Source organism: Formosa sp. Hel1_31_208, from assembly GCF_900104785.1.
In the GTDB taxonomy this organism is placed as follows: domain Bacteria; phylum Bacteroidota; class Bacteroidia; order Flavobacteriales; family Flavobacteriaceae; genus Psychroserpens.
The window spans coordinates 1,532,797-1,556,215 of sequence record NZ_LT629733.1; the positions used below are offsets into that span (position 1 = coordinate 1,532,797).

Genomic DNA, 23,419 nt, shown 5'->3' on the forward strand with positions numbered 1-23,419 from the left:
AACTTTTGTGCCAAAACACCTAAAATGAGTAAAAATCTTACAAGTAGAGCGGAAGACTATTCCAAATGGTATAATGAACTGGTCGTCAAAGCCGATTTAGCTGAGAATTCTGCGGTTAGAGGGTGTATGGTTATTAAACCTTATGGCTATGCAATATGGGAAAAAATGCAAGCAGAATTAGATCGAATGTTCAAAGAAACGGGACATCAAAACGCCTATTTTCCATTATTTGTGCCGAAAAGTCTGTTTGAAGCCGAAGAAAAGAATGCAGAAGGTTTTGCAAAGGAATGTGCTGTTGTTACCCATTATCGACTTCAAAATGATCCAGAAAACGAAGGAAAGCTTCGTGTTGATCCTGAAGCTAAGCTAGAAGAAGAACTAATTGTGAGACCGACAAGTGAAGCGATTATTTGGAATACTTTTAAAGGATGGGTTCAAAGTTATAGAGATTTACCGCTTTTAATAAATCAATGGGCAAATGTAGTGCGTTGGGAGATGCGAACGCGCTTATTTCTGCGTACTGCAGAGTTTTTGTGGCAAGAAGGACATACGGCTCATGCTACCGAAGCAGAAGCGCTTATAGAGGCAGAACAGATGAATGATGTTTATGCTGAGTTTGCAGAAAACTTTATGGCAATTCCTGTAATTAAAGGAGTGAAGTCTGAAAGCGAACGATTCGCTGGAGCTGTTGAAACCTATTGTATTGAAGCACTAATGCAAGATGGCAAGTCTTTGCAAGCAGGGACTTCTCATTTTTTAGGACAAAATTTCGCAAAAGCTTTTGATGTTAAGTTTACAAATAACGAAGGTAAACTCGATTATGTTTGGGCTACATCATGGGGTGTTTCAACGCGATTAATTGGTGCATTGATTATGACTCATAGTGATGATAAAGGATTGGTGTTGCCACCAAATTTAGCACCTTTTCAAGTGGTTATCGTTCCTATTTATAAAAATGATGAACAACTAGCTACAATTACAGAGAAGGCTCAAGATATTGTTAAGCAACTTAAAACTCTGGGTATAACCTGTAAGTTCGATGCTAGAACCACGCACAGACCAGGCGCGAAATTTGCGCAACATGAATTGCAGGGAGTTCCATTACGAATAGCTATTGGTCCAAAAGATTTGGAAAATGAAACAGTAGAATTAGCACGACGTGATACTTTAACCAAAGATATTATTCCTATGTCTGAGTTAGTACCTAAGATCGATACACTTTTAAAGACAATTCAAAAGGAGTTATTCATTAAAGCCTCAAATTTTAGAGATTCTCATATCACGGAAGTAGATGATTTTGAAACATTTAAAACGGTACTAGAACATAAAACAGGATTTATTTCAGCACATTGGGATGGTACAATGGAAACTGAGCAAAAAATCAAGGAACTCACTAAAGCTACAATTAGGTGTATTCCTATGGAAGTAAAAAAAGAAGCTGGAACATGCGTTTTTAGTGGTAAACCGTCAACTAATCGTGTGCTATTTGCGAAGGCGTATTAAATTTTTTTTAAAATTTTTTATTTAGGTGTTGCAACATTTAAAAATAGTTGTATTTTTGCATCCGCAATGAGTAATTGCACGTTCATTTGAAAAGTGGTTTAATGGTTAGTAAAATTGTTAGATTACTCATATAATAACTCAAATGGCCCGTTCGTCTATCGGCTAGGACGCCAGGTTTTCATCCTGGTAAGAGGGGTTCGATTCCCCTACGGGCTACAATTTTTTAATAAAAAAGAAAAAATGGCAAATCATAAGTCAGCATTAAAAAGAATTAGAAGTAACGAAGCAAAGCGTTTACGTAACAGATATCAACACAAAACAACTCGTGGTGCTATTAAAAGATTACGTGACATGGAAAAAGCTAAAGAAGCAAAAGAATATTTGCCTTCAGTGATTACTATGATTGATAAACTTGCGAAAAACAACATCATACATGACAATAAAGCTGCTAACTTAAAATCTAAGTTAACTAAACATGTAGCTTCCCTAAGCTAACAAGAATTTAAATTATAATTATTTAAAAAAGCTTCTCTTTTAGAGAAGCTTTTTTTTATTGGTCAATTTATGGCGCCTAAAAAAAGCTCTTAATTTGAATTAAGAGCTTTTTTTAGTTTAGATTTATAAGTCTATTTGATTACCCATTCATAGATATCAAGAATTCTTCATTATTTCTCGTTTGTTTGAACCTCTCATTGATAAACTCCATAGCTTCTACAGGATTCATATCAGCAAGATATTTACGCATTACCCACATCCTTTGAATTGTTGTAGCGTCTAATAAAATATCATCTCGTCGTGTACTAGAAGATGTTAAATCGATAGCTGGGAAAATACGACGATTAGAAATCTTACGATCTAATTGTAACTCCATATTACCAGTGCCTTTAAATTCTTCAAAGATTACTTCATCCATTTTAGACCCTGTTTCGGTTAAGGCTGTAGCAATAATTGTTAATGACCCTCCATTTTCAATGTTTCGCGCAGCTCCAAAGAACCGTTTAGGTTTATGAAGTGCGTTGGCATCAACACCACCACTTAAAATCTTACCAGAAGCAGGTTGAACTGAGTTATAAGCTCTTGCTAAACGTGTTATAGAGTCTAAAAGAATCACCACATCGTGGCCACATTCTACCAGACGTTTTGCTTTTTCCAATACGATATTCGCGATTTTTACGTGCTCATGTGCTTCTTTATCAAATGTAGAGGCAATTACTTCACCACGCACATTACGTTGCATATCTGTAACTTCTTCAGGACGTTCATCGATTAATAAAATCATTTGATAAACTTCAGGATGATTCGCGGCAATTGCATTGGCAACATCCTTCAGTAACATCGTTTTACCTGTTTTCGGTTGTGATACAATCATACCACGTTGTCCTTTTCCTATTGGAGCGAACAAATCCATAATTCGTGTAGAGATAGTTGCTTGTTTCTCCGCTAAATTAAATTTCTCTTCAGGGAATAAAGGCGTTAAGTGTTCAAAAGCAACACGGTCTCTAACAACATTTGGGTTCTGACCGTTAATTTTACTGACCTTAATTAAGGGGAAATATTTTTCACCTTCTTTCGGTGGACGTACATTTCCAAAAACAGTATCGCCAACTTTTAATCCAAATAAACGAATTTGTGATTGGGATACATAGATATCATCTGGAGATGATAAATAGTTATAATCAGATGACCGTAAAAAACCGTAGCCATCTTGCATGATATCTAATACACCTTCACTCTCTATGATAGCATCAAATTCAAAGTCTGGTTCTCTGTAACGGTTACGATTATCTTTGTTGCCGTTATTTTTATGCACATTACCATCCTTGTGACGCGGATTAGGCTTATTGTCATTGCTTTTCTGACGTGGATTAGGTTTGTGATCTTTTGATTGATTTTGTTTATTATCCTTATCCTTATCCTTGTGACGCGGATTAGGCTTATTGTCATTAGGGTTTTTAGAACGATTATCAGTGTTTTGATTCGTGTTTTGTGGATTTCTATTATCCTTCTTTTCATGAGGTTTAGATGGAGTTGGACTATTGTCTTTCTTCTCATCTAACTCCATTTTTTGTTGGGTCGGATTTTGATCTTTTTTGTTCTCAACACGGGCTCGAGGCTTACGTTGGGGTTGTGGTTTTTTTGGAGCTTCTTTTGGAGCATCTTTTAGAACTTCTTTTTTGACAGCATCTGGATTGGCGGCCTGAAAGTCTAAAATTTGATAAACAAGATCTAATTTTTTTAAAGTACGGTATTTAGGTACGTTTAATTTTTGAGCTATTTCCTGAAGTTCAGGAAGCTTTTTTGCTTTTAATTCGGAAATTTCGAACATGTATGTGTGTACTAATTAAGTTTATTCTATGAAATGGATTCGATTCTTACTTTTCTGAAAACTGTACTACTGGGAAAAATTTGAAAAAAATCTGAAGATTTAACATGCTGCTACACTGTAGGTAACACATTGTTGTTGCAATAATACGATTTTATTTTTAAAATTTAATATTACTTTTAAAAAGAAACTAGTAATTTTGTCCCTCATTAGTGCTAATAGTTATGATTCAACGCATACAAACCGTATACTTATTACTTGCTGGCGCAGTGTCTGCAGGTTTAATATTTGTATTTCATCTTTGGACCAATACCGAGGACCTTCCCGTATATGCTAAAGACAACTATTTGTATTTAGGTTTGTTTTTAGGTTCTGCTTTATTATCTTTAATTTCAATTTTTAATTACAAAAACAGAAAGTTTCAATTTGTTTTGGGACGTCTTAATATCATATTAAACTTTATTTTATTAGGATTTTTTGTATATCAATTGCTAATCCCACCTGGAGAAAGTCATATTTCTGAGAAAGGTGTTGCGATTTTCATACCTATCTTATCTATCGTGTTATTGGTATTAGCCAATAAGGCCATCAAGAAGGATGAAGATCTCGTCAAATCTGTTGATCGATTACGATAAACCCTATTATCTTAATTATTTTAGTGCGTAAACCCAAGGTGAAGACCTTGGGTTTTTTTATGTTTGTATAATTGTTCAGTGCCGCTTTGGGAATTCAATGACTTCTAAATTTTCAATCTTTTTACCATCAATTGTGAAACGAAGCATCGTTCTTACTTTATGAAACCCGTGTTTTCCAGCTGCACCAGGATTCATATGTATGAGGTTGTATCGTTTATCGGGAATTACTTTTAAGATGTGCGAATGTCCGCACACAAAAATTCTTGGTGGATTTGCCTTTATCAAATCACGTGTTCTCATATTGTATTTGGGTGGGTAACCACCAATATGCGTCATCCAAACCTCAACATCTTCACATGTAAATCGGTTATTTTCTGGAAACTCCGTACGCGCTTTGGCATCATCAATATTACCATAAACAGCTCTTAATGGTTTTAATGCCTTAATAGCATCAGTCACCTTTAGATCTCCAATATCGCCTGCATGCCAGACTTCGTCAGCTTGTTTTACATACTTGATAATAGCGTCGTCAATATAACTATGGGTATCTGAAAGTAAAAGGATTTTTGTCATGTATTACTGTAATGAATGGGCTTAGCTTCTACTTTGGAGAAAAACATTTAATTATGTTAATCTAAGATATTTCCAACGAAAACTATTTATCTTTGTGTTTTTACAAAAGTATACCTTTCTATTGAGATTTTTTATTCAATTATCATATAACGGAAAAGCCTACCACGGCTGGCAGAATCAGCCAGATGCTATTTCAGTTCAGGAAATTTTGGAGAACGCCTTGTCTACGCTTTTACAACAGAAAATAGCAGTTGTAGGCGCTGGACGAACTGATGCTGGCGTGCACGCGTCTCAAATGTTCGCGCATTTTGATATCGTGGCACAACTTCCAGATAATTTGATATTTAAACTGAATTCATTTTTGCCCAAGGATATCGCAATTTATAATATTACTCCAGTAAATGATAAAGCGCATGCGCGTTTCGACGCTCTAAGTCGCACTTATAATTATCGTATATCTACTCGTAAGAATGTATTTAATTTTGATTATGCATACACGTTACAAAAACAGCTGGATATAGAGGCCTTAAATAAAGCGTGTGAAATACTATTACAGTATAAGGATTTTCAATGCTTTTCTAAGTCACATACTGATGTAAAAACGTATAATTGTAAAGTCATGCAAGCGGAGTGGAACGCAATTGGTGATGAACTCGTGTTTATTATTAAAGCAGACCGTTTTCTAAGAAATATGGTGAGAGCGATAGTAGGTACGCTTATTAATATTGGTTTGGGTAAAATGGAAGTAGAACACTTACATGAGATTATTGAATCAAAAGATAGAAGTAAGGCTGGGTTTTCGGTTCCAGCTCACGGATTATATTTGGAGGGTATAGCCTATCCGAAACACATATATTTATAATTATTAAATGGAAGACAAAAAGACAAAAGCATTTGATCTAACGTTGTTTAAACGATTACTGGATTACATACAGCCCTATAAGCTTGTGTTTTTCGGGTCCCTGTTGTGCGTTATTGGTCTTGCTGTTTTTGGAGCTTTACGACCACTAGTTTTGCAAAAAGCTATTGACGAACACATCGCGTTACAAGAATATGATGGGTTCTTATTTTACATCATTGCGATGCTAGTATTACTCATATTTGAAGTAGTGAGCCAGTTGCTCTTTATTTATTATGCAAGTTGGTTGGGGCAATCGGTGGTCAAGGATATACGTGTGAAACTTTATAATCATGTTCTTCGTTTTAGGATGAAGTATTATGATAAGTCCTCTGTAGGTGTCTTAATCACTAGAACTGTGACGGACATGGAGCGTATTGCCGATATCTTCGGACAAGGTTTGTTCATGATCTTTAGTGATATTCTTAAAATGTTATTTGTAGCTGGAGCAATGATTTTTATCAATTGGAAATTAAGTCTTATTGCTTTTGTAACCATGCCTATCGTAGTTTTTGCAACTAAGATATTTCAGAAATATATGAAACGTGCCTTTGAGGAGGTAAGAAACGAGGTGTCAAATTTGAATTCTTTTGTGCAAGAACGTGTCACTGGCATGAAAATTCTTCAATTATTTACTAGAGAAGATATCGAATACAAGAAATTTAAAGACATTAATGAACGTCATAAAAAAGGGTGGTTAAAAACGGTTTGGTATAACTCGGTGTTTTTTCCAATAGCAGATCTTTTATCGTCTATTACCCTTGGAACAATTATTTGGATAGGAGGATTAATGGTGGTCGCTCAAGGAACAGCATCCAAAGGTGATTTATTTGCATTTATTATGTTTGTACCAATGTTATTTAGACCATTAAACCAAATAGCAAATAAGTTTAATACCCTTCAAATGGGAATGGTTGCCGCTGATCGTGTATTCAAGGTTATCGACACCACTTCTCAAATTGATGATTCTGGAAATGAAGAGGTGCAAGAGTTTAAAGGTGATATCACTTTTAAAAATGTTCATTTTTCTTATGTAGATGATGAAGAAGTATTAAAAGGAATAGATCTGGACGTTAAAGCTGGTGAAACTGTCGCTATTGTGGGTGCAACCGGCGCTGGGAAATCAACCATTATCAATTTATTGAACCGTTTTTATGACATTTCTGAAGGTACGATATGCATTGATGGTATTAACAGTAAAAATTTCTCGCTTAAATCGTTAAGGAAGCAAATAGCTGTTGTCTTACAAGATGTCTTTTTATTTGCTGATACCATATTGAATAATATCACACTTAAAGATTCAAATATCTCCGAAGATGACGTGATTAAGGCGGCTAAAGATATTGGTATTCATGATTTTATTTCTAGTTTACCTAATGGTTACCATTATAATGTGAAGGAACGCGGTGCGATGTTGTCATCTGGACAGCGTCAGCTTATCTCTTTCTTAAGAGCCTATGTAACCAACCCAAGTATTTTAATCCTTGATGAAGCAACTTCTTCGGTCGATTCTTATTCAGAACAACTCATTCAAGATGCAACAGATAAAATCACGAAAGGACGCACATCTATTGTTATTGCGCACCGCTTAGCAACGGTTCAACAAGCCGATCAAATTATTGTTATGGATGCTGGAAAAATTGTTGAAAAAGGAACGCACAATGAATTACTTCAGGTAGAAAATGGATATTATAGAAATCTTTATGAAGTCCAATTTTTAAAAGCCGAAGCGGTTTAGATTATTGCTTCGGAGCAAAGGCGTCTAAGCCTCCTGTAGCCAACATAAAAATTAGTATTATTACGACCATTACAACGTAAAAAACTACGAACACGACTAGGAACAATAGGATTCTAAGGATTAACTGAAATACACTGAGTTTGAATATCCGTTTTAGAACATAGGAATGGTAAACAAACATGACCAGGTACAAAAGCATCGAATAGAGGAAATATTGTTCAGGACTAAAAAAGAGTACTAATTGTCCTGCAAAAACGGAAATAATAATAATGGCAGACATACCATACATGTAGAGTATAATGTGTTCAGTTAGATTGTAACGTTTGTCTATAAAAACAATAAACGAAATAAGCGCCATAATAGGAATCATCGCAGATAAAATCAAGGAACTATATTCAAATGCACTGCCAGAAGTTGAATCTTGCATGATTTGCTGAGACATCGGATTGTCAAATAACTCGGCACTAAATAATTTAGAAAAGTCCAGATATTCTAAATAGTATTTTTTAATGATAAATACCGATAGACCACTCAAAGTTAATGTGATTCCGAAGAAACTTAACGGGTTTACATAGCGCTTTCTTACCCCTTGTACATAACTATCTATAACCGCTTCAGGTTTTTTAAATAAATCAATAAAGGTTCTTAAAAGTTTGTTGTCATAATTAAAAAACGTTTCGCTAATATGTTCAAATAGGCTCTTGAAGCTTAAACGATTTTTAATCACTTTTCCGCCACAGCGATTGCAAAAATCACTATCTGCAGTAAGTTCGGTATTACAATTCTTGCAATTCATTTATCTCAGATCATTATTGAGTAAAGTGGTTAGTTCTTGAATGTCCTCAAACATCACAAATTCACCATATTTAATGTAAGAGATCTGCCCAGTTTCTTCGCTAACAACTAATGCTATAGCATCTGTTTTTTCAGTAATACCTATGGCTGCTCGATGCCGCAATCCGAAGCGTTGCGGAATATTTTTTTCATTATTAACAGGAAGAATAACACGTGTTGCTTTTACAAAATTATTTTCAATGATAATTGCACCATCATGTAACGGACTGTTTTTGAAGAAAATACTTTCTATGATGGGTTGCGTCACTTTAATGTTCATTTCGTCACCTGTATTCATTAAAAAATCCAGGTTGTTGTTGCGCTCTATAACGATGAGTGCACCAGTTTTAGAACTACCCATTTTTTGGCATGCAGATACAATTGCAATGATATCCGTTTCAGAATCACTTTCGGTTTTCAAGAATTTCATCTTCTTGAAAAATTTACCTCTACCACTCAAATTGGTAGAGCCTACCATGAGCAAGAACTTACGTATCTCGGGTTGAAACACGACGATAAGTGCTATAATACCAACTTTTATAAATCCATCAAAAATGCGATGCAACATATACATGTTAAGGAAATCGGTCACACGCCACACCAAGTAAACGACTATGATTCCAATAAATATATTAACTGCTACGGTACCTTTAACAAGCTTATAGATATAGTACAGAAGAATAGCGACTAGAAAAACGTCGATAAAGTCTATAATCCCAAAGTCCCAAAATTTGAATTTATCCAAGTTGAAAGCTGTTTAGCGTAAATGTAATAATTATTAGTTAATATATGAATTCGTTGTTATTGATAGCAACGACATCGCTCAATGCGCTATGTATTTTAAATTTTACCGTTATATAATCTTGAAAACTTGTTTTTGAATGATATAAGATATAAAGTTTGAAGCTATCTTCCTTTTCTTTTGAACTGAGAATGTCATTGATGACATCGTCTAATTTATTATAAACCTTGGTTGTTGAACGGTCATCGTATAACACTTCAAGACTATAGTTGTTTAAAGAAATTACATTCAAGACTGCACTCATTTTTTCAGATCGTTCTCTCGATTCATAGTATTCACTTATTGGTATTATTTGATAAAAAACATCGGTAAACTCCAAAAAACCTAAATTCTTAATTCTTGTATCACTGCAGGTATAGTAATTTTTAGCCGTTTCATTTTTATGCATCTTAGCACTTCGCTTTTTGTCTTGTAAAAATGTAATCTTCGGAATGGCTTGCTCTAAAGTAAGCCGTTTATCTACATTAATTAACCAATTAGTTGTGCCTATTAAGTTCTTGCGATTAAGATCAATGCTGTCTTCTTTGGTCTCATCGTAAAACAAATACGCATGTGATACATCAGTAACTTCCGTGATTTGAGAATTTTGGATTTCTGGTAAATACAAAACACGTTCATTTCCGCAGGACAATAAGACGATAAATAGGAGTAGGACAGAGAGTTGTTTCATTAAGCTTTTAATTGTTGAGTAAGTTGAATACATTCCACAGCTTCCATCACATCATGAACTCTTAAAATACTTGCGCCTTTTTGTAAAGCTATGGTATTGAGTACAGTAGTGCCATTAAGGGCTTCGGCCGAGGAATTCTCCAGTATTTTATATATCATAGATTTGCGAGACACACCAGCTAAAAGGGGTAGACCTGCCATTTGAAGGAGCTCAAGCTTATCAAGTAATTCATAATTCTGTTCTAAAGTTTTGGCAAATCCGAAACCAGGATCGATAATCAGATCAATAATACCCAAATTACGAGCAACTGCAATACGTTCAGAAAAATAAATTAAAATGTCTTTAATTAAATCATCATAACTAGTGAGTTGTTGCATGGTTTGAGGTGTTCCGCGCATGTGCATCATAATATAAGGCACACTCAACTCAGCAACCGTTTTAAGCATGGCTTTATCTAAATGCCCTGCGGAAATATCATTAATCATACTCGCACCTGCCAAAACACACTGTTTGGCGACTTGACTTCTAAAGGTATCAACGGATAAAATAACTTCAGGAAAGTTCTTAACGAGATACTCTACAATTGGAATAATTCGCTGTAATTCTTCGGCTTCACTAACATGATTTGCGTTAGGTTTAGAGCTGTAAGCGCCAATATCTATAAAGGTTGCGCCTTCATTGAGCATGGTTTCAACCTGCTTAAGTATCGCCGACATATTTCTATAGCGTCCACCATCATAAAAAGAATCTGGTGTCACGTTTAAAATACCCATAACTTTGGGAGTGCTGAGGTCTATTAATCGCCCCTTACAATTGATGGTTTTGCTCAAAACTATATAGTGTGGTTAAAGTTTTTAAATCTGATTAATTTATGCGAAATTTACGGAAAATTAAATGTTTTAAATGCAAGATACTTCAAAACAATATGATGATGTCATAGCGCAGTGCAGAAGTCTGTTTATTAATAAAATGAAAGACTACGGAAGTGCATGGCGAATTTTGCGATTACCATCACTGACCGATCAAATATACATTAAAGCGCAACGCATTAGAGGTTTGCAACAAAATGCGGAACGTAAGGTTGATGAAGGTGAAGTAAGTGAGTTTATCGGTATTATTAATTATTGTACGATGGCATTGATACAATTAGAGAAAGGTGTGGTAGAGCAACCAGACCTTACTTTAGATGAATCGGTGGCCTTATATGACGATAAAATAGCACTGACTAAGCAACTGATGATGGATAAAAATCACGACTATGGTGAAGCCTGGCGTGATATGCGAGTGAGTAGCTTGACCGATTTAATCTTGCAAAAATTATTGCGAGTTAAACAAATTGAAGATAACGCAGGAAAAACTATAGTTAGTGAAGGTATTGATGCGAATTATCAGGATATGATCAATTATTCAGTATTTGCATTGATTCATTTAAACGACAATTAAATAGCCAAAATAACAAGCATGAAAGCAATAGTCAATATTAGCCGAACCTTAGTCGGAGCCCTTTTTATTTTTTCAGGATTTATCAAGCTAAATGATCCATTAGGTTTTTCCTATAAGCTCGAAGAATATTTTAGTTATGATGTGTTAGATATACCGTCATTGATTCCGTATGCACTCGGTCTCGCAGTTTTTGTAGTTGTATTTGAAGTAGTGCTTGGTGTATTTCTATTGATTGGCTATAAACCCAAGTTTACAGTGTGGAGTTTGTTGGGAATGATTGTATTCTTCACCTTTTTAACTTTCTATGCAGCTTATTTTGATAAGGTGAAAGATTGTGGCTGTTTTGGAGATTTCTTAAAACTCACACCTTGGCAATCATTTGGTAAAGATATTATTCTATTAGTCTTAATCTTAATTTTATTTATAGGTCAAAAGCACATTAAACCCGTGTTGTCGACCTTCGGCTTGTCAGCAACAGCATTATTGAGTTTTATCGCTTGTTTAAGCTTTGGGTATTATGTGCTTATGCATTTACCAGCGCTTGATTTTAGAGCTTATCAAATTGGTGATAACCTTCAGGAAAATATGAAGTTACCAGCAGACGCTCAAAAAGCCGTGACCGATTATGTTTGGACGTATACACTTAACGGTGAAGAAAAAACCCTAACCGATGCAGGTCGTGGACCAAAAACTTATGATAAGATTATTGGTGTTGATACTAAAGTAATCAAAGAAGGTGACGTCCCTAAAATTCAAGATTTTTCTATCGAATCTGAAGATGAAGATTTAACCCAACAGTTTCTTGAGCAAGAAAAACTGGTTATCGTGGTATCCTATAGTTTAGAAAAAGCGGAATCGAAAGGTATGGAGGAATTAAAAGGTATGGTTGAGCAAGCTCAGAATAAAGGCTATACTGTAATTGGTTTAACAGCCTCTGGGAATCCGAAGAAACAAGAGGTTCGCGACGCTTATGACTTAGATTTCGATTTCTATTTATGTGACGAAAAAGTATTAAAAACTATTGTAAGAGCAAATCCTGGAGTTGTTGTTTTAGAAAAAGGAACTGTGATGCAAAAAGTACATTATAATGATATTGATGAGCTAGAATTCTAACATTTAAAATCAATTTTCGTATCAATTATATTCTAAATAAGACATTTTACGCCTTTCTCACCTTATTTGGTGTAGTCACCGTCATTTTCTTCTTATTTAATGTCCTTCCTGGAGACCCTGCCCAAATGATGTTAGGACAAAATGAAGATAGTGAGCAAGTAGCTATCGTTAAAGCTAAATATGGTTTTGATAAACCAATGTCAACTCAATATCTTTATTATCTCAATGATTTATCGCCATTATCTTTTCATTCTGAAAATTCTAAAGATTACACTTTTTTAAGTGACGGAAAATATAGCGCATCAAAATTGTTCACCATAGGAAATTCGACGACCGTCATTAAATTTCCGTATTTGAGAGAGTCTTTTACAAAACAAGGTAAAAAAGTCTCACAAGTTATTGGTGAGACCTTACCCAATACATTCGTATTGGCTGTTTCAGCCATAGTTATTGCAATTATATTAGGGATTATTTTCGGGATTATTTCGGCATTATTTAAGGATCATTGGATTGATAAGACCATTCAAATTTTTAGTACCTTAGGAATGAGTGTACCTTCATTCTTTAGTGCGATACTGTTTGCTTGGTTTTTCGGATTTGTATTGCACAAATACACTAATTTGGAAATGACAGGTAGTTTGTATGAACTCGACGATTTTGGAGAAAAAGTGAATATTAAATGGAAGAACCTTTTACTGCCTGCCGTAGTTTTAGGGATTCGTCCGCTGGCTGTAGTTATTCAGCTCATGCGTAATTCGTTACTTGAAGTGTTTAATCAAGATTATATAAGAACTGCTAGAGCAAAAGGTCTAAGCGAATTTCAGATTATCAAACGACATGCTGTAAAAAACGCACTGAATCCAGTTGTGACAGCAATTTCAGGATGGTTTGCTTCAATGTTAGCCGGTGCAGTGTTTGTGGAGTATATCTTTGGTTGGAATGGCCTTGGAAAAGAAATAGTAAATGCCTTAAACACACTCGATTTACCAGTCATTATGGGATCCGTTTTAGTCATAGCGCTTTTGTTTATTATCATAAATATCTTCGTTGATATCATCTATGGTTGGTTGGATCCTAAAGTAAAATTAGAATAGTATGAACAAGTTCTTAGCCTTAATTATTGTCATGGTGTGCTTTATCAACTGTGAAGCACAACCCGATCCAACATCCTTTTCTGATGCTGCGCTTAATGGTGTATTTGTAGATAGTAAAGGGGATGCTCATAGTTTACAATCCGTACTGGAAACTCATCAAGGTAAGACTATTTTAATTGATGTTTGGGCAAGTTGGTGTCGTGATTGTATTGTAAGTTTGCCAGATCTTAATGCTGTACAAAACGAATATGCTGATGTAGTTTTCGTGTTTTTGTCGATAGATAAAACCGAAAAGAGCTGGAAAAAAGGAATTAGAAAATATCATATCAAAGGAGAGCATTATTTCATGTCGGATGGCTGGGATAGTGCTTTTAGCGAGTTTGTAGACCTCGATTGGGTACCGCGTTATATGGTTATAGATAAAGAAGGTCATATCGCTTTGTTTAGAGCTGTAAAAATTACAGATCCAAAAATTAAAGAACATTTAAATTAAATATAAGTTTCTACGGAAACACATAACATAATAATCATGAGAAAACATATTGTAGCAGGAAACTGGAAAATGAACAACGATTTATCGCAAACAGCAGCGCTAATTTCAGATTTAAAAGAACAAGAGAAAACCTCCGATGCTGAAGTAATGATTGCACCATCGTTTACAAATCTGTGGCATACTTTTGAATCGACAAGAGAAGATGATATTGAAGTGGTGGCTCAAAACATGCACTTTGCCGAAAATGGAGCCTATACGGGAGAAGTTAGCGCAAGAATGTTAAAGAGTATCGGAATTAGAACCGTTATTTTAGGACATAGTGAGCGTCGCGCTTATTACAATGAAACCGATGAGTCCTTAGCCAAAAAAGTAGACACTGCATTAGCAAATGAAATGCGTGTCATTTTCTGCTTTGGTGAAGAATTAGCAGATCGTAAAGCAGGAAATGAAGAATCAGTAGTGGAAGGCCAAATTAAGAATGCCTTATTTCATTTGCCTGCAGATGCTTTCACAAATATTGTTTTAGCCTATGAGCCAGTTTGGGCTATAGGTACTGGTGAAACTGCAAGTCCTGGGCAAGCACAAGATATGCATGCCTTTATTAGAAAGACCTTGGAGAACAAATATGGTCATCAAGTTGCTGATGATATGACCATTCTTTATGGAGGAAGTGTAAAACCTGGAAATGCAAAAGAGATTTTCGGAAAACCTGACGTCGATGGAGGATTAATAGGAGGTGCTGCATTAAATGCCGATGATTTTTACGCCATTGTGAATGCTTTTTAATCAAATTTTGGCGTTACCAGCCTGCGCCTAAGCGCTGGTCGGTCACGTTTTCACTGCTCGCTTCCAAACGCGTAGATTGGAGAGCTTAAACATACCGTTCAACCGCTAACGCGGTTGATATTAAGACTTAAATATAATGTCAAACACTATTTATATAGGGTATTACTTCAAAGTAAAGCCCTTGCAGCCTGCTGTGGAAATTTTAATAGCAGAACTAGGATACGCAGGATTTGAAAGTTTTGTTGAAACCGAAGAAGGGGTGACAGCTTATATTCAACAGCAGGATTGGCACTCAGGTATCTTAGATGAGATTCATATTTTAAACTCCAAAGAGTTTGATATTACATTTACTTTCGAAAACATAGAGCAAACCAACTGGAATGCAGAATGGGAAAAGAATTTCAACCCTATTGTTGTCGACGATCAATGTTCTGTTCGTGCACCTTTTCACGAGATACCAAATACTATTTATGATATTATTATTGAGCCTAAAATGAGTTTTGGTACAGGGCATCACGAGACAACGCATATGATGATTCAATATATTCTCAATAATGATTTTAAAGAAAAAGCAGTTTTAGATATGGGCTGCGGTACAGGGGTTTTGGCTATACTTGCAGAAATGAAAGGTGCTAAGCCAATAGATGCCATAGATTATGATAATTGGTGCTACATTAATAGTCTCGAGAATATAGAACGAAACAAATGCGAGCATATTACCGTTTTAGAAGGAGATGCTAGTCTTTTGCCAGGACGATTCTATGATATCATTATCGCAAATATTAATAGAAATATTCTTCTCAAAGATCTGGTAACCTATGTAAATGCGCTTAACCTAAACGGTTTGTTGTTTCTCAGTGGATTTTATAATGATGATATTCCGATTATTAAAGCAGAATGTATAAAGCTCAAGCTAAAACATGTGGAAACTATTGAACGAAATAATTGGGTGGCATTAAAGTTTGAGAACTAGGAAAAAGTAACATTTTTCTAAAAGTCCGACGAATTGCTCAAAACTTTAACTATATAACTTAGAATAACCAAGAAATTACGGAAAAACCGTAATTTTTTTATTTAAGAAATATTTAACTTAGCATTGATAATTATCACAGACTAAATAGAAATAGTTTTAAGTAAATAGCAACTGTTTTTATTAAGCTCGTCCCATTTACGTAAATACCATTTATTAACTTAATTTACTCAAAAATGAAAAAAATCAAATTTTTGACCCTAGCTGCTCTATGCCTAATCTTTTCTTTCCAATCTTGCGAAAAAGAAAGCGTCACAGAGGACATGTCTAATCTAGACGAGGACATAATTATTAATATGAACAATTTAGAGAATAGAACTCTAGTAACTGACCCTGATTTATTGAATTCTATTCGAACTTTAGATATTGATGTAGGATTAGTTTCTATAGGAGATTTCCATTTACCAGATGGATCAATTGAAGAACGAATTTATGTTGGTAGTGATATTGTTTTTACTAGAGATGAACTAGATGCGTTAACAGGTATAGGTTCTGGTTTAAATCGTCAATATAGAACATTTAATTTGGTAACAGGAAATAATCAAACTATAAATATCTTAGGATATACGGGAGGAAGTCAAGCATTATCTAGTAAAGCGCGAACTGCTTTAACTAGAGCAGTTGCTAATTATAATAACATTAGTAACATGACACTTGATTTTAATTTAACGTTTGGAACTAATTACCAAGCAGCAGATATGGTGGTATATGATAATTCTATAAATAATTCAGGAAATGGAGGTGTTGCTGGTTTTCCAAACTCAAATGGAGAACCAAATAAGTTTGTTCAGATTTATGGAATAGAGCAATTTTCAACTAACGTCAATGAGCATGTAATTACACATGAGATAGGGCACTCTGTTGGTTTTCGTCATTCAGATTGGTTCGATCGTTTAAGTTGTCCTTCATCTAGCCAAGGAAATGAAGGATCAGGATCAGATGGTGCTGAGCACATATCTGGAACTCCAACAGGAAGAGATTTAACGTCTGTCATGCAAGCTTGTTTTTCTACAAGTGTAAGCGGTAATTTTAATGGGAATGATATTACAGCTTTAGGTTCCATGTATCCAGCAAGTCCATCTGGTCCTTGTGATGGTGTTTCTGAATGGCAAAGTGGCGTAAGTTATAGTATTGGTGAACGTGTTACTTATTTTGGGAACCTTTACGAACGTGTTAGTGGTGGTTGGACTTTAATAGGGCCATGTAACTAAACATAAAATTATAATTTCAAATATTGGATTACAATATTTTTAAAAGACTTCTGTTTTATGAATAGAAGTCTTTTTCTTATCTTTATACTTGGTTTTTCCCATATCAAATCAAATGAGTGCAAAAGAAAAAATACAAGAACAACATCAAGAGGATACCTTGGAACAATCTTTAAACGAGATTGTGTTATATAATGATGACGTGAACACCTTTGATCATGTCATTGATACTCTTATCTATGCCTGTGATCATACAGTAGAACAAGCAGAACAATGCTCAATATTAGTGCATTATAAAGGACAATGTGTTGTAAAAACAGGTGAATATAAAGAATTAGAGCCACGCTGTTCAATGCTTCTTGAAGCAGGATTGAGTGCAGAAATCATTTAGCTCTTTATTCTTCCCACAGCGCAACTTACAAAAGACTTTGCTTTTTTAGTTAAAGGATTTGATGCGCCCTCAACAGGATATCCTAATGTTGATAATAATGCAATGGCAGTTTCAAGTTGATTGTCTGTATTATACTTGAAGCCAACGGTATGCGTGTCATTGTTAACAATGACTTCAGTAACACCTTCTAGTGTTTCCATTCGAGTTATTATTGTATTTGCGCATCCACCGCACTTCAGATTTTGAATATTTAAAATGGTTTGTTTCATAAGTTATAGTGTTGAGGGACAAACGAAATCTGTAGTTGGTAAATCTGTTTTTTTAATCGCACCGAAGCCACCTGCAATATCGATGAGGTTGTGAAAACCTCTTGATTTTAATATAGAAGCGGCGATTACACTTCTGTAACCACCAGCGCAATATATGTAATAGGTATTATCTCTAGAGACCTCATTCATTTTTTCATTTATAAAGTCCAATGCAAAATGTTGAGCGTTATCCAGGTGCATACTTTTATATTCACCATCCTTTCTTACATCAAGAATATTTAGCTCACTAATGTTGGTGTGTTTGGCAAATTCTTCTGCAGATATGGATTCTAATGTGTCAACCTCTTTTCCTGCCTTGAGCCATCCGTCAATTCCACCTTTTAAATATCCTAAGGTATGATCATAACCCACTCTAGATAATCTGGTGACTGCTTCTGCGCTTTTTCCTTCAGGAGTGACTAATAATATAGGTTGCTTGATATCGGTAATTAAAGCACCAACCCAAGGAGCAAATTGCCCGTTAAGTCCGATGAAAATCGAATTTGGAATATGACTTTTAATGAACTCGCTTTGTGGACGAACATCTAAAACTAATGCTTCTTCATGATTAGCTAAAGCTTCAAAATCTTCAGGTGATAAGGCAATATTGCCAGTTTCTAAAACCGATTCAAAAGTATCATATCCTGTTTTATTTAGCATGGCATTTTTAGCAAAATATTGTGGAGGAGGAGCAATACCATCCAAAACTTCTTCAACAAATTCAGCTCTTGTCATGTCCGCTCTAAGCGCATAGTTCGTTCGTTTTTGATCTCCAATCGTTCCTACGGTTTCTTTGCTTAGATTTTTACCACAGGCTGAACCTGCTCCATGTGCAGGATAAACAATCACATCATCTGCTAATGGCATTATTTTATTTCGAAGCGAATCGAATAACATGCTTGCTAAATCTTCTTTGGTCAAATCAGATTTAATAGCGAGATCAGGGCGGCCTACATCTCCAAGAAAAAGGGTGTCTCCTGAAAAGATTGCATGATTTTTTCCGTTCTCGTCAATGAGTAAATATGTCGTCGATTCTAAAGTATGGCCAGGCGTATGAAGTGCTTTTATGCTAATATTTCCTAATTGAAATACTTCATTATCCTTCGCAGAATGAATGTCGTAGCTCGTTTCTGCTCCAGGACCATAAACAATAGTGGCACCTGTTTTCTTTGCCAAATCTACATGACCTGAAACGAAATCGGCATGAAAATGTGTTTCAAAAATGTATTTAATCTTTGCCTTATTTTTATTGGCTTTGTCAATATAAGATTGTGTCTCACGCAGCGGGTCTATGATAGCAACCTCCCCATTAGACTCTATATAATAAGCGCCTTGCGCTAAACAGTTTGTATATATTTGTTCAATTATCATACGTGTAAATAATTTTTTAATCCTTTAATTCGCGACGTTAAAGATACGAAGTATTATGCTCATAGGTGTGAACTCTTATCTCGCTTGTTAATGCGGTAATTTTCCTTTAAGTAATCCATAAATGTAGGTTCCAAAAATGGCTGCAAGAATTACAATGAGCATAGAAACTGCTCCTGTACCAACTAGAATATACATTGGGCCAGGACAAGCACCAGATAAAGCCCAGCCTAAACCAAAAATACTACCACCAAGGATATATCGCGTAAAACCCCTATCTTTTAGTGGTACTCGCATAAGGGAGCCTTCTATGTTATTGAGTTGTATTTGTTTTGAAAGTAACAATAGTAAAACACCGGTAATGACAGCGCTACCAATTATACCATACATATGAAACGACTCAAATTTAAACATTTCATAAATACGATACCACGACACAGCTTCTGATTTTACTAGAACAATTCCAAAGATGATTCCGACGATTAAAAATTTTAAGTTTTTCATATTAACTAAAAATTAAAGGGAATAATAAATGAATCATTATAAGTCCGCCAATAAAGAATCCAATAACGGCAATAAGAGATGGCAATTGTAAACTGCTCAAACCAGTAATCGCATGTCCAGAAGTACACCCACCTGCATAGCGAGTTCCAAAACCTACTAAAAAACCACCAATAACTAATATAGCCATTCCTTTAATACTGAGTACAGCGTCCCAATTAAATAATTCTGGTGGTAACAATGTTTGTCCTGCATTGTCAAATCCTAATGAACTTAAGGTTTTGATTGTATCCGGATTTAAGTCAATATTTGTAGGTGATGACAAATAGAAGTGCGCAATAAAGCCACCTATAACAGCACCTACTACTATCGAGAGGTTCCATAGTTGTGTTCGCCAGTCAAAATCAAAGAATTTTATTTTTTTTCCAGCACCGCCAATGGTACAAAGTGTTCTTAAGTTAGAAGACATCCCAAAGGTTTTTCCGAAATAGACAATGATGAACATTATGAGTGCAATCAAAGGACCGCTAACATACCAAGGCCAAGGCGCTAAAATATATTCCATAGATTTTTTTTGCAAAGATAACTGCCGACGCAAATATCTGATATAATTATCGTACAAATTTAAGAATCAAAAATCAAAGGCAGTTATCTTCTGAAGATTCTTTAGTTTTTCTCGTTAGATTATTTATCCTGATAAAGACTCATTTTGATATAAAAAAAAACGCACAAGTTAACTTGGCGTTTTTTCTAATAGTAATATGTATTCGTGACCTCGACTGGATTCAAACCAGTAACCTCTTGAGCCGTAATCAAGTGCGCTATTCAGTTGCGCCACGAGGCCTTTTTTGTGGGTGCAAATATATTTCTTTTTAGAAGAAACACAAAACAAAATTATTTAAAAGATTGATTGAATAAAAAAATAAGAACTCAACCTTGAAAATTACCCTAAAGCGCGCTTCGTTATATATACTCTCCAGCCAATGATTGCCATTTGGAGTTTACTGGCTTTACTAAGGTCTAACTGTTGTTTGGAATAACTGGGTAAGAGTATTTTATTGAGTTTGGCAAGGCCCTTAAAGAATCGTTGAGTCATATGCTTTGGGTTTGAAAAGATGTAATTCCGAAAGTAAATTTAAGAGTTTTAATAGGGCTGCCAAAGAACTTCTTTTGAAATGATGTAAAACTTATTCTAGACTAAGTTCTACAATCATGGGTTGGGGTTAGTTAATCGAAAAAAGAATATCGATTATTAATTTAGTAATTGTCATCATAACATTTGGTTTTAAGGTTAATATTTATCTCGTTTACTTGATTGAGTTATCAATATATCATTTTGATAATTCATTCACCAAATGATTATAGCAAAATCTATGATTTTGAATATAATATTATAACTATAAAGATGACATGTGTTTCAATAATTAGGTGACTGTCTTCAAAAATGTTAATAATTATTATTAAATATTAGAATTTGATTGTTATTTGTAATAATTCAAGGAGCTTTTTGAGATGATTTTTTGAAACCAAGGGACTTTTCGTTAATAAAATGCCTTAAAATAGCCGTTTCATCTTTTTTTGTTTTAAATATTCTGAATTTTTGATATCCGATTTGACTTATATAAGCGGGTTTATTTTGTTAAAAAAAAAGATTTATTAACCACTGAAACTTGAATAGCTCTATGAGATGTTTACATTTGTAAAAAACATACAATGAAAAAATCGCTATTCTATTTCATTTCCATATGTTTTATGCAACTCGGTTTCGCACAAGTTGTGATCAACGAATTAGATTGTGACACACCCGGAGTTGATACTATGGAATTCATCGAACTCTTAAGTGAAACTCCTAATTATCCATTGGATGGTTTTGTGCTCGTTTTTTTTAATGGCTCCGCCTCTGGAATGAACTCAAGTTACTTCACTGTCGATCTCGACGGTTTTATAACCGATATCAATGGCTTATTTCTCATTGGTAGTAATTCGGTAAGTCCGGTACCACAATTCTTGATTTCAGAAAATGTTTTTCAAAATGGAGCAGATGCTGTTGCAATTTATCAAGCTAATGATATTGATTTTCCTGAAGATACTGTTGCAACTATAGATAATCTTGTTGATGTATTACTTTATGATACTGGAGAACCAAATGATGATGATATGATTGCCATATTTAGTCAAGATCCGCGATTTACAAATATTCAGCAAATTAATGAAGGTCCTAATAATAATACAAATTCCATTCAACGTTTTGTAGATATGGATGATAATGTGACGTATGTTAGCACAGTGCCAACACCAAGACAGCTTAATGATGGTAGTGGGATAGTACTTAATGGTATTACTATGAGTATTGCGCAAACACAATATAATGAGGGCGGTAATTTTGATATTACCTTTACTTCGGAAACTCCTGTCGTTGGGGATCTAAACTTTAATATTTTACTAGATAATAATGGTTTTAATTCGTCAGATTTTACAGGAGACACGGCTCTTACAATTCCCAATAATCAAACTACAACATCCACTACGATAACACTTATTGATGATTCTGATGATGAAGGTGATGAAGTCACCAAGATTCGATTTGAGAATTTACCGATAGAGTACTTGGCTTTAAATAATAATTTGGCAATCCGAATCGTAGATAATGATTTTACCGTAGCTAATTTTGGGACACCTCTTAATCCTACCTTCGGAAATGTGACAAGCACGCAACCTGGGAGCTATTATAATACTTTAGATGGCTTGGCAGATACGGCATTGCGGCAAGCTTTACAAGATATTATTGCTGAAGAAGGTGTGGTAAGAACACAAACTTATGCTGACGTTAATAGTATTTTAGCTGAAGCAGATCAAAATCCGTTGAATAGTAATGAAGTGTGGCTTTTATATACCGAACAAGGACGTCCAAAATTAGATTTGCAAACGGGATCTAATAATGTTGGTAAATGGAATCGTGAGCACACCTATCCAAGATCACGAGGCGGTTTTGATGCTATAGAAGAAGATGAAATTGCAGATGGTATTGACATTTTTTGGAATACGACAGCAGATTCACTTCGACATGGATACTCTGATGCTCATGCGCTTCGTGCTGCCGATGGTCCGGAAAATAGTTCACGAAATAATAAACATTACGGAGATCCAAATATGGGTGCATATAATGGACCAGTAGCTACAGCTGGAAGCTTCTATGGAGATGTTGCCAGAAGCGTATTGTATATGGAAATTAGATATAATGGCTTACAGGTAGTTAATGGTTATCCGGAAAATGGTCCAGGAGAATTGGGTGACCTAGCAACCTTGTTAGATTGGCACAGAAATGATCCACCAGATGATTACGAAATGAATCGTAATAACGTAGTCTATACATGGCAATTCAATCGGAATCCTTTTATTGATCAACCTGATCTTGTAGAGTATATTTGGGGAAATAATGTTGGCCAAACTTGGGATCAACAATTGAGTATTTCAGATTTTGATTTAAATAATATTATTGTCTATCCTAATCCCACTCAAAACAGTATTTCAATTAAAGGATTACAAAGCGAAGCTCTTGTAGCCGTATTTTCTATGGAAGGTAGAGCCATAAAAACCCTAAAAGCTAATCCTAACACCAATTTAGATTTAAACCTTAGTAGCGGACTTTATTTACTGCAGATTACTTCGGGTAACAAAGCAACAATTAAAAAGTTAGCTGTTAAATAA

General features: G+C 34.9%; 25 protein-coding genes and 2 tRNA genes. 15 read left to right on the forward strand and 12 right to left on the reverse strand.

Annotation, left to right across the window (positions count from 1 at the left end):
• The first annotated feature begins 24 nt into the window (after nt 1-24).
• The 3 genes from proS (at nt 25) to rpsT (ending at nt 1,998) form a co-directional block, all read left to right on the forward strand.
• The gene (gene proS, locus BLT57_RS06925) at nt 25-1,503 is read left to right on the forward strand and encodes a proline--tRNA ligase (protein WP_091424086.1); all 1,479 of its coding nucleotides are present in this window, start codon (nt 25-27) and stop codon (nt 1,501-1,503) included.
• A 144-nt stretch (nt 1,504-1,647) separates the two neighbouring features.
• A tRNA-Glu gene (locus BLT57_RS06930) sits at nt 1,648-1,719 on the forward strand.
• A gap of 24 nt (nt 1,720-1,743) precedes the next feature.
• Nucleotides 1,744-1,998, forward strand: coding sequence for a 30S ribosomal protein S20 (rpsT, locus tag BLT57_RS06935; protein WP_091424089.1), 255 nt, complete (start codon nt 1,744-1,746; stop codon nt 1,996-1,998).
• Between the two features lie 139 nt (nt 1,999-2,137).
• On the opposite strand, the gene rho is transcribed toward rpsT, so the two are convergent.
• The gene (gene rho / locus BLT57_RS06940) at nt 2,138-3,829 is read right to left on the reverse strand and encodes a transcription termination factor Rho (protein WP_091424093.1); all 1,692 of its coding nucleotides are present in this window, start codon (nt 3,827-3,829) and stop codon (nt 2,138-2,140) included.
• A gap of 221 nt (nt 3,830-4,050) precedes the next feature.
• On the opposite strand from rho, the gene BLT57_RS06945 reads away from it, so the two are divergent.
• Entirely contained in the window at nt 4,051-4,461 is a 411-nt protein-coding gene (locus BLT57_RS06945; RefSeq protein ID WP_091424096.1) for a DUF4293 domain-containing protein, read from the forward strand.
• 75 nt (nt 4,462-4,536) lie between these two features.
• On the opposite strand, the gene BLT57_RS06950 is transcribed toward BLT57_RS06945, so the two are convergent.
• Nucleotides 4,537-5,034, reverse strand: coding sequence for a metallophosphoesterase (locus BLT57_RS06950; protein ID WP_091424099.1), 498 nt, complete (start codon nt 5,032-5,034; stop codon nt 4,537-4,539).
• 121 nt (nt 5,035-5,155) lie between these two features.
• Between BLT57_RS06950 and truA the strand changes: the two genes are divergently transcribed.
• On the forward strand, nt 5,156-5,896 hold the full coding sequence (gene truA, locus BLT57_RS06955; RefSeq protein WP_091424102.1) for a tRNA pseudouridine(38-40) synthase TruA: 741 nt from the start codon (nt 5,156-5,158) through the stop codon (nt 5,894-5,896).
• Between the two features lie 7 nt (nt 5,897-5,903).
• On the forward strand, nt 5,904-7,670 hold the full coding sequence (locus BLT57_RS06960; RefSeq protein ID WP_091424104.1) for an ABC transporter ATP-binding protein: 1,767 nt from the start codon (nt 5,904-5,906) through the stop codon (nt 7,668-7,670).
• 1 nt (nt 7,671) lies between these two features.
• Here the strand turns inward: BLT57_RS06960 and BLT57_RS06965 are convergent, their stop codons facing one another.
• Genes BLT57_RS06965 through folP form a run of 4 tightly spaced genes read right to left on the reverse strand, consistent with a single transcriptional unit; the run spans nt 7,672 to nt 10,749 of the window.
• The gene (locus BLT57_RS06965; RefSeq protein WP_091424107.1) at nt 7,672-8,466 is read right to left on the reverse strand and encodes a DUF3667 domain-containing protein; all 795 of its coding nucleotides are present in this window, start codon (nt 8,464-8,466) and stop codon (nt 7,672-7,674) included.
• Nucleotides 8,467-9,249 (reverse strand): diadenylate cyclase CdaA, encoded by a 783-nt coding sequence (gene cdaA, locus BLT57_RS06970; protein ID WP_091424109.1) that lies wholly within the window; start codon nt 9,247-9,249, stop codon nt 8,467-8,469. It lies immediately after the preceding gene.
• A 37-nt stretch (nt 9,250-9,286) separates the two neighbouring features.
• The gene (locus BLT57_RS06975; protein ID WP_157717138.1) at nt 9,287-9,976 is read right to left on the reverse strand and encodes a hypothetical protein; all 690 of its coding nucleotides are present in this window, start codon (nt 9,974-9,976) and stop codon (nt 9,287-9,289) included.
• Nucleotides 9,976-10,749 carry a dihydropteroate synthase gene (gene folP, locus BLT57_RS06980; RefSeq protein WP_091424117.1) on the reverse strand — a complete coding sequence of 258 codons (774 nt, stop codon included), beginning with the start codon at nt 10,747-10,749 and terminating at the stop codon, nt 9,976-9,978. The genes BLT57_RS06975 and folP overlap by 1 nt, the downstream gene beginning before the upstream one ends.
• A gap of 130 nt (nt 10,750-10,879) precedes the next feature.
• Between folP and BLT57_RS06985 the strand changes: the two genes are divergently transcribed.
• The 8 genes from BLT57_RS06985 to BLT57_RS07020 all read left to right on the forward strand — a co-directional run bounded on the left by BLT57_RS06985 (nt 10,880) and on the right by BLT57_RS07020 (nt 17,534).
• Nucleotides 10,880-11,419 carry a DUF1599 domain-containing protein gene (locus tag BLT57_RS06985; RefSeq protein WP_091424120.1) on the forward strand — a complete coding sequence of 180 codons (540 nt, stop codon included), beginning with the start codon at nt 10,880-10,882 and terminating at the stop codon, nt 11,417-11,419.
• An 18-nt stretch (nt 11,420-11,437) separates the two neighbouring features.
• On the forward strand, nt 11,438-12,532 hold the full coding sequence (locus tag BLT57_RS06990) for a BT_3928 family protein (protein ID WP_091424122.1): 1,095 nt from the start codon (nt 11,438-11,440) through the stop codon (nt 12,530-12,532).
• Between the two features lie 20 nt (nt 12,533-12,552).
• Complete coding sequence (locus BLT57_RS06995) at nt 12,553-13,626, forward strand: ABC transporter permease (protein ID WP_091424125.1); 1,074 nt, start codon at nt 12,553-12,555, stop codon at nt 13,624-13,626.
• Between the two features lies 1 nt (nt 13,627).
• Nucleotides 13,628-14,119, forward strand: a complete 492-nt coding sequence (locus BLT57_RS07000; protein WP_091424127.1) for a TlpA disulfide reductase family protein — start codon at nt 13,628-13,630, stop codon at nt 14,117-14,119.
• A gap of 36 nt (nt 14,120-14,155) precedes the next feature.
• Nucleotides 14,156-14,905 carry a triose-phosphate isomerase gene (gene tpiA, locus BLT57_RS07005; protein WP_091424129.1) on the forward strand — a complete coding sequence of 250 codons (750 nt, stop codon included), beginning with the start codon at nt 14,156-14,158 and terminating at the stop codon, nt 14,903-14,905.
• Between the two features lie 136 nt (nt 14,906-15,041).
• Nucleotides 15,042-15,878, forward strand: coding sequence for a 50S ribosomal protein L11 methyltransferase (gene prmA / locus BLT57_RS07010; protein WP_091424131.1), 837 nt, complete (start codon nt 15,042-15,044; stop codon nt 15,876-15,878).
• A 233-nt stretch (nt 15,879-16,111) separates the two neighbouring features.
• A complete protein-coding gene (locus BLT57_RS07015) occupies nt 16,112-17,146 on the forward strand; it encodes a M57 family metalloprotease (protein ID WP_091424134.1) in 1,035 nt (344 codons plus the stop codon).
• A gap of 112 nt (nt 17,147-17,258) precedes the next feature.
• Nucleotides 17,259-17,534, forward strand: coding sequence for an ATP-dependent Clp protease adaptor ClpS (locus BLT57_RS07020; RefSeq protein ID WP_091424136.1), 276 nt, complete (start codon nt 17,259-17,261; stop codon nt 17,532-17,534).
• Here BLT57_RS07020 and BLT57_RS07025 read toward each other — a convergent pair.
• The 6 genes from BLT57_RS07025 to BLT57_RS07050 form a co-directional block, all read right to left on the reverse strand.
• Nucleotides 17,531-17,803 (reverse strand): heavy-metal-associated domain-containing protein, encoded by a 273-nt coding sequence (locus BLT57_RS07025; RefSeq protein WP_091424139.1) that lies wholly within the window; start codon nt 17,801-17,803, stop codon nt 17,531-17,533. The genes BLT57_RS07020 and BLT57_RS07025 overlap by 4 nt on opposite strands.
• A 3-nt stretch (nt 17,804-17,806) precedes the next feature.
• Nucleotides 17,807-19,213, reverse strand: a complete 1,407-nt coding sequence (locus tag BLT57_RS07030; protein ID WP_091424142.1) for a rhodanese-like domain-containing protein — start codon at nt 19,211-19,213, stop codon at nt 17,807-17,809.
• An 87-nt stretch (nt 19,214-19,300) separates the two neighbouring features.
• Entirely contained in the window at nt 19,301-19,714 is a 414-nt protein-coding gene (locus BLT57_RS07035; RefSeq protein ID WP_091424144.1) for a DUF6691 family protein, read from the reverse strand.
• 1 nt (nt 19,715) lies between these two features.
• Nucleotides 19,716-20,276, reverse strand: a complete 561-nt coding sequence (locus BLT57_RS07040; protein WP_091424147.1) for a YeeE/YedE family protein — start codon at nt 20,274-20,276, stop codon at nt 19,716-19,718.
• 205 nt (nt 20,277-20,481) lie between these two features.
• Nucleotides 20,482-20,555: transfer RNA gene (locus tag BLT57_RS07045), tRNA-Arg, on the reverse strand.
• Nucleotides 20,556-20,654: 99 nt separating this feature from the next.
• Nucleotides 20,655-20,807, reverse strand: a complete 153-nt coding sequence (locus BLT57_RS07050; protein ID WP_091424151.1) for an SsrA-binding protein — start codon at nt 20,805-20,807, stop codon at nt 20,655-20,657.
• A 617-nt stretch (nt 20,808-21,424) separates the two neighbouring features.
• Between BLT57_RS07050 and BLT57_RS07055 the strand changes: the two genes are divergently transcribed.
• Entirely contained in the window at nt 21,425-23,419 is a 1,995-nt protein-coding gene (locus tag BLT57_RS07055; protein WP_091424154.1) for an endonuclease, read from the forward strand.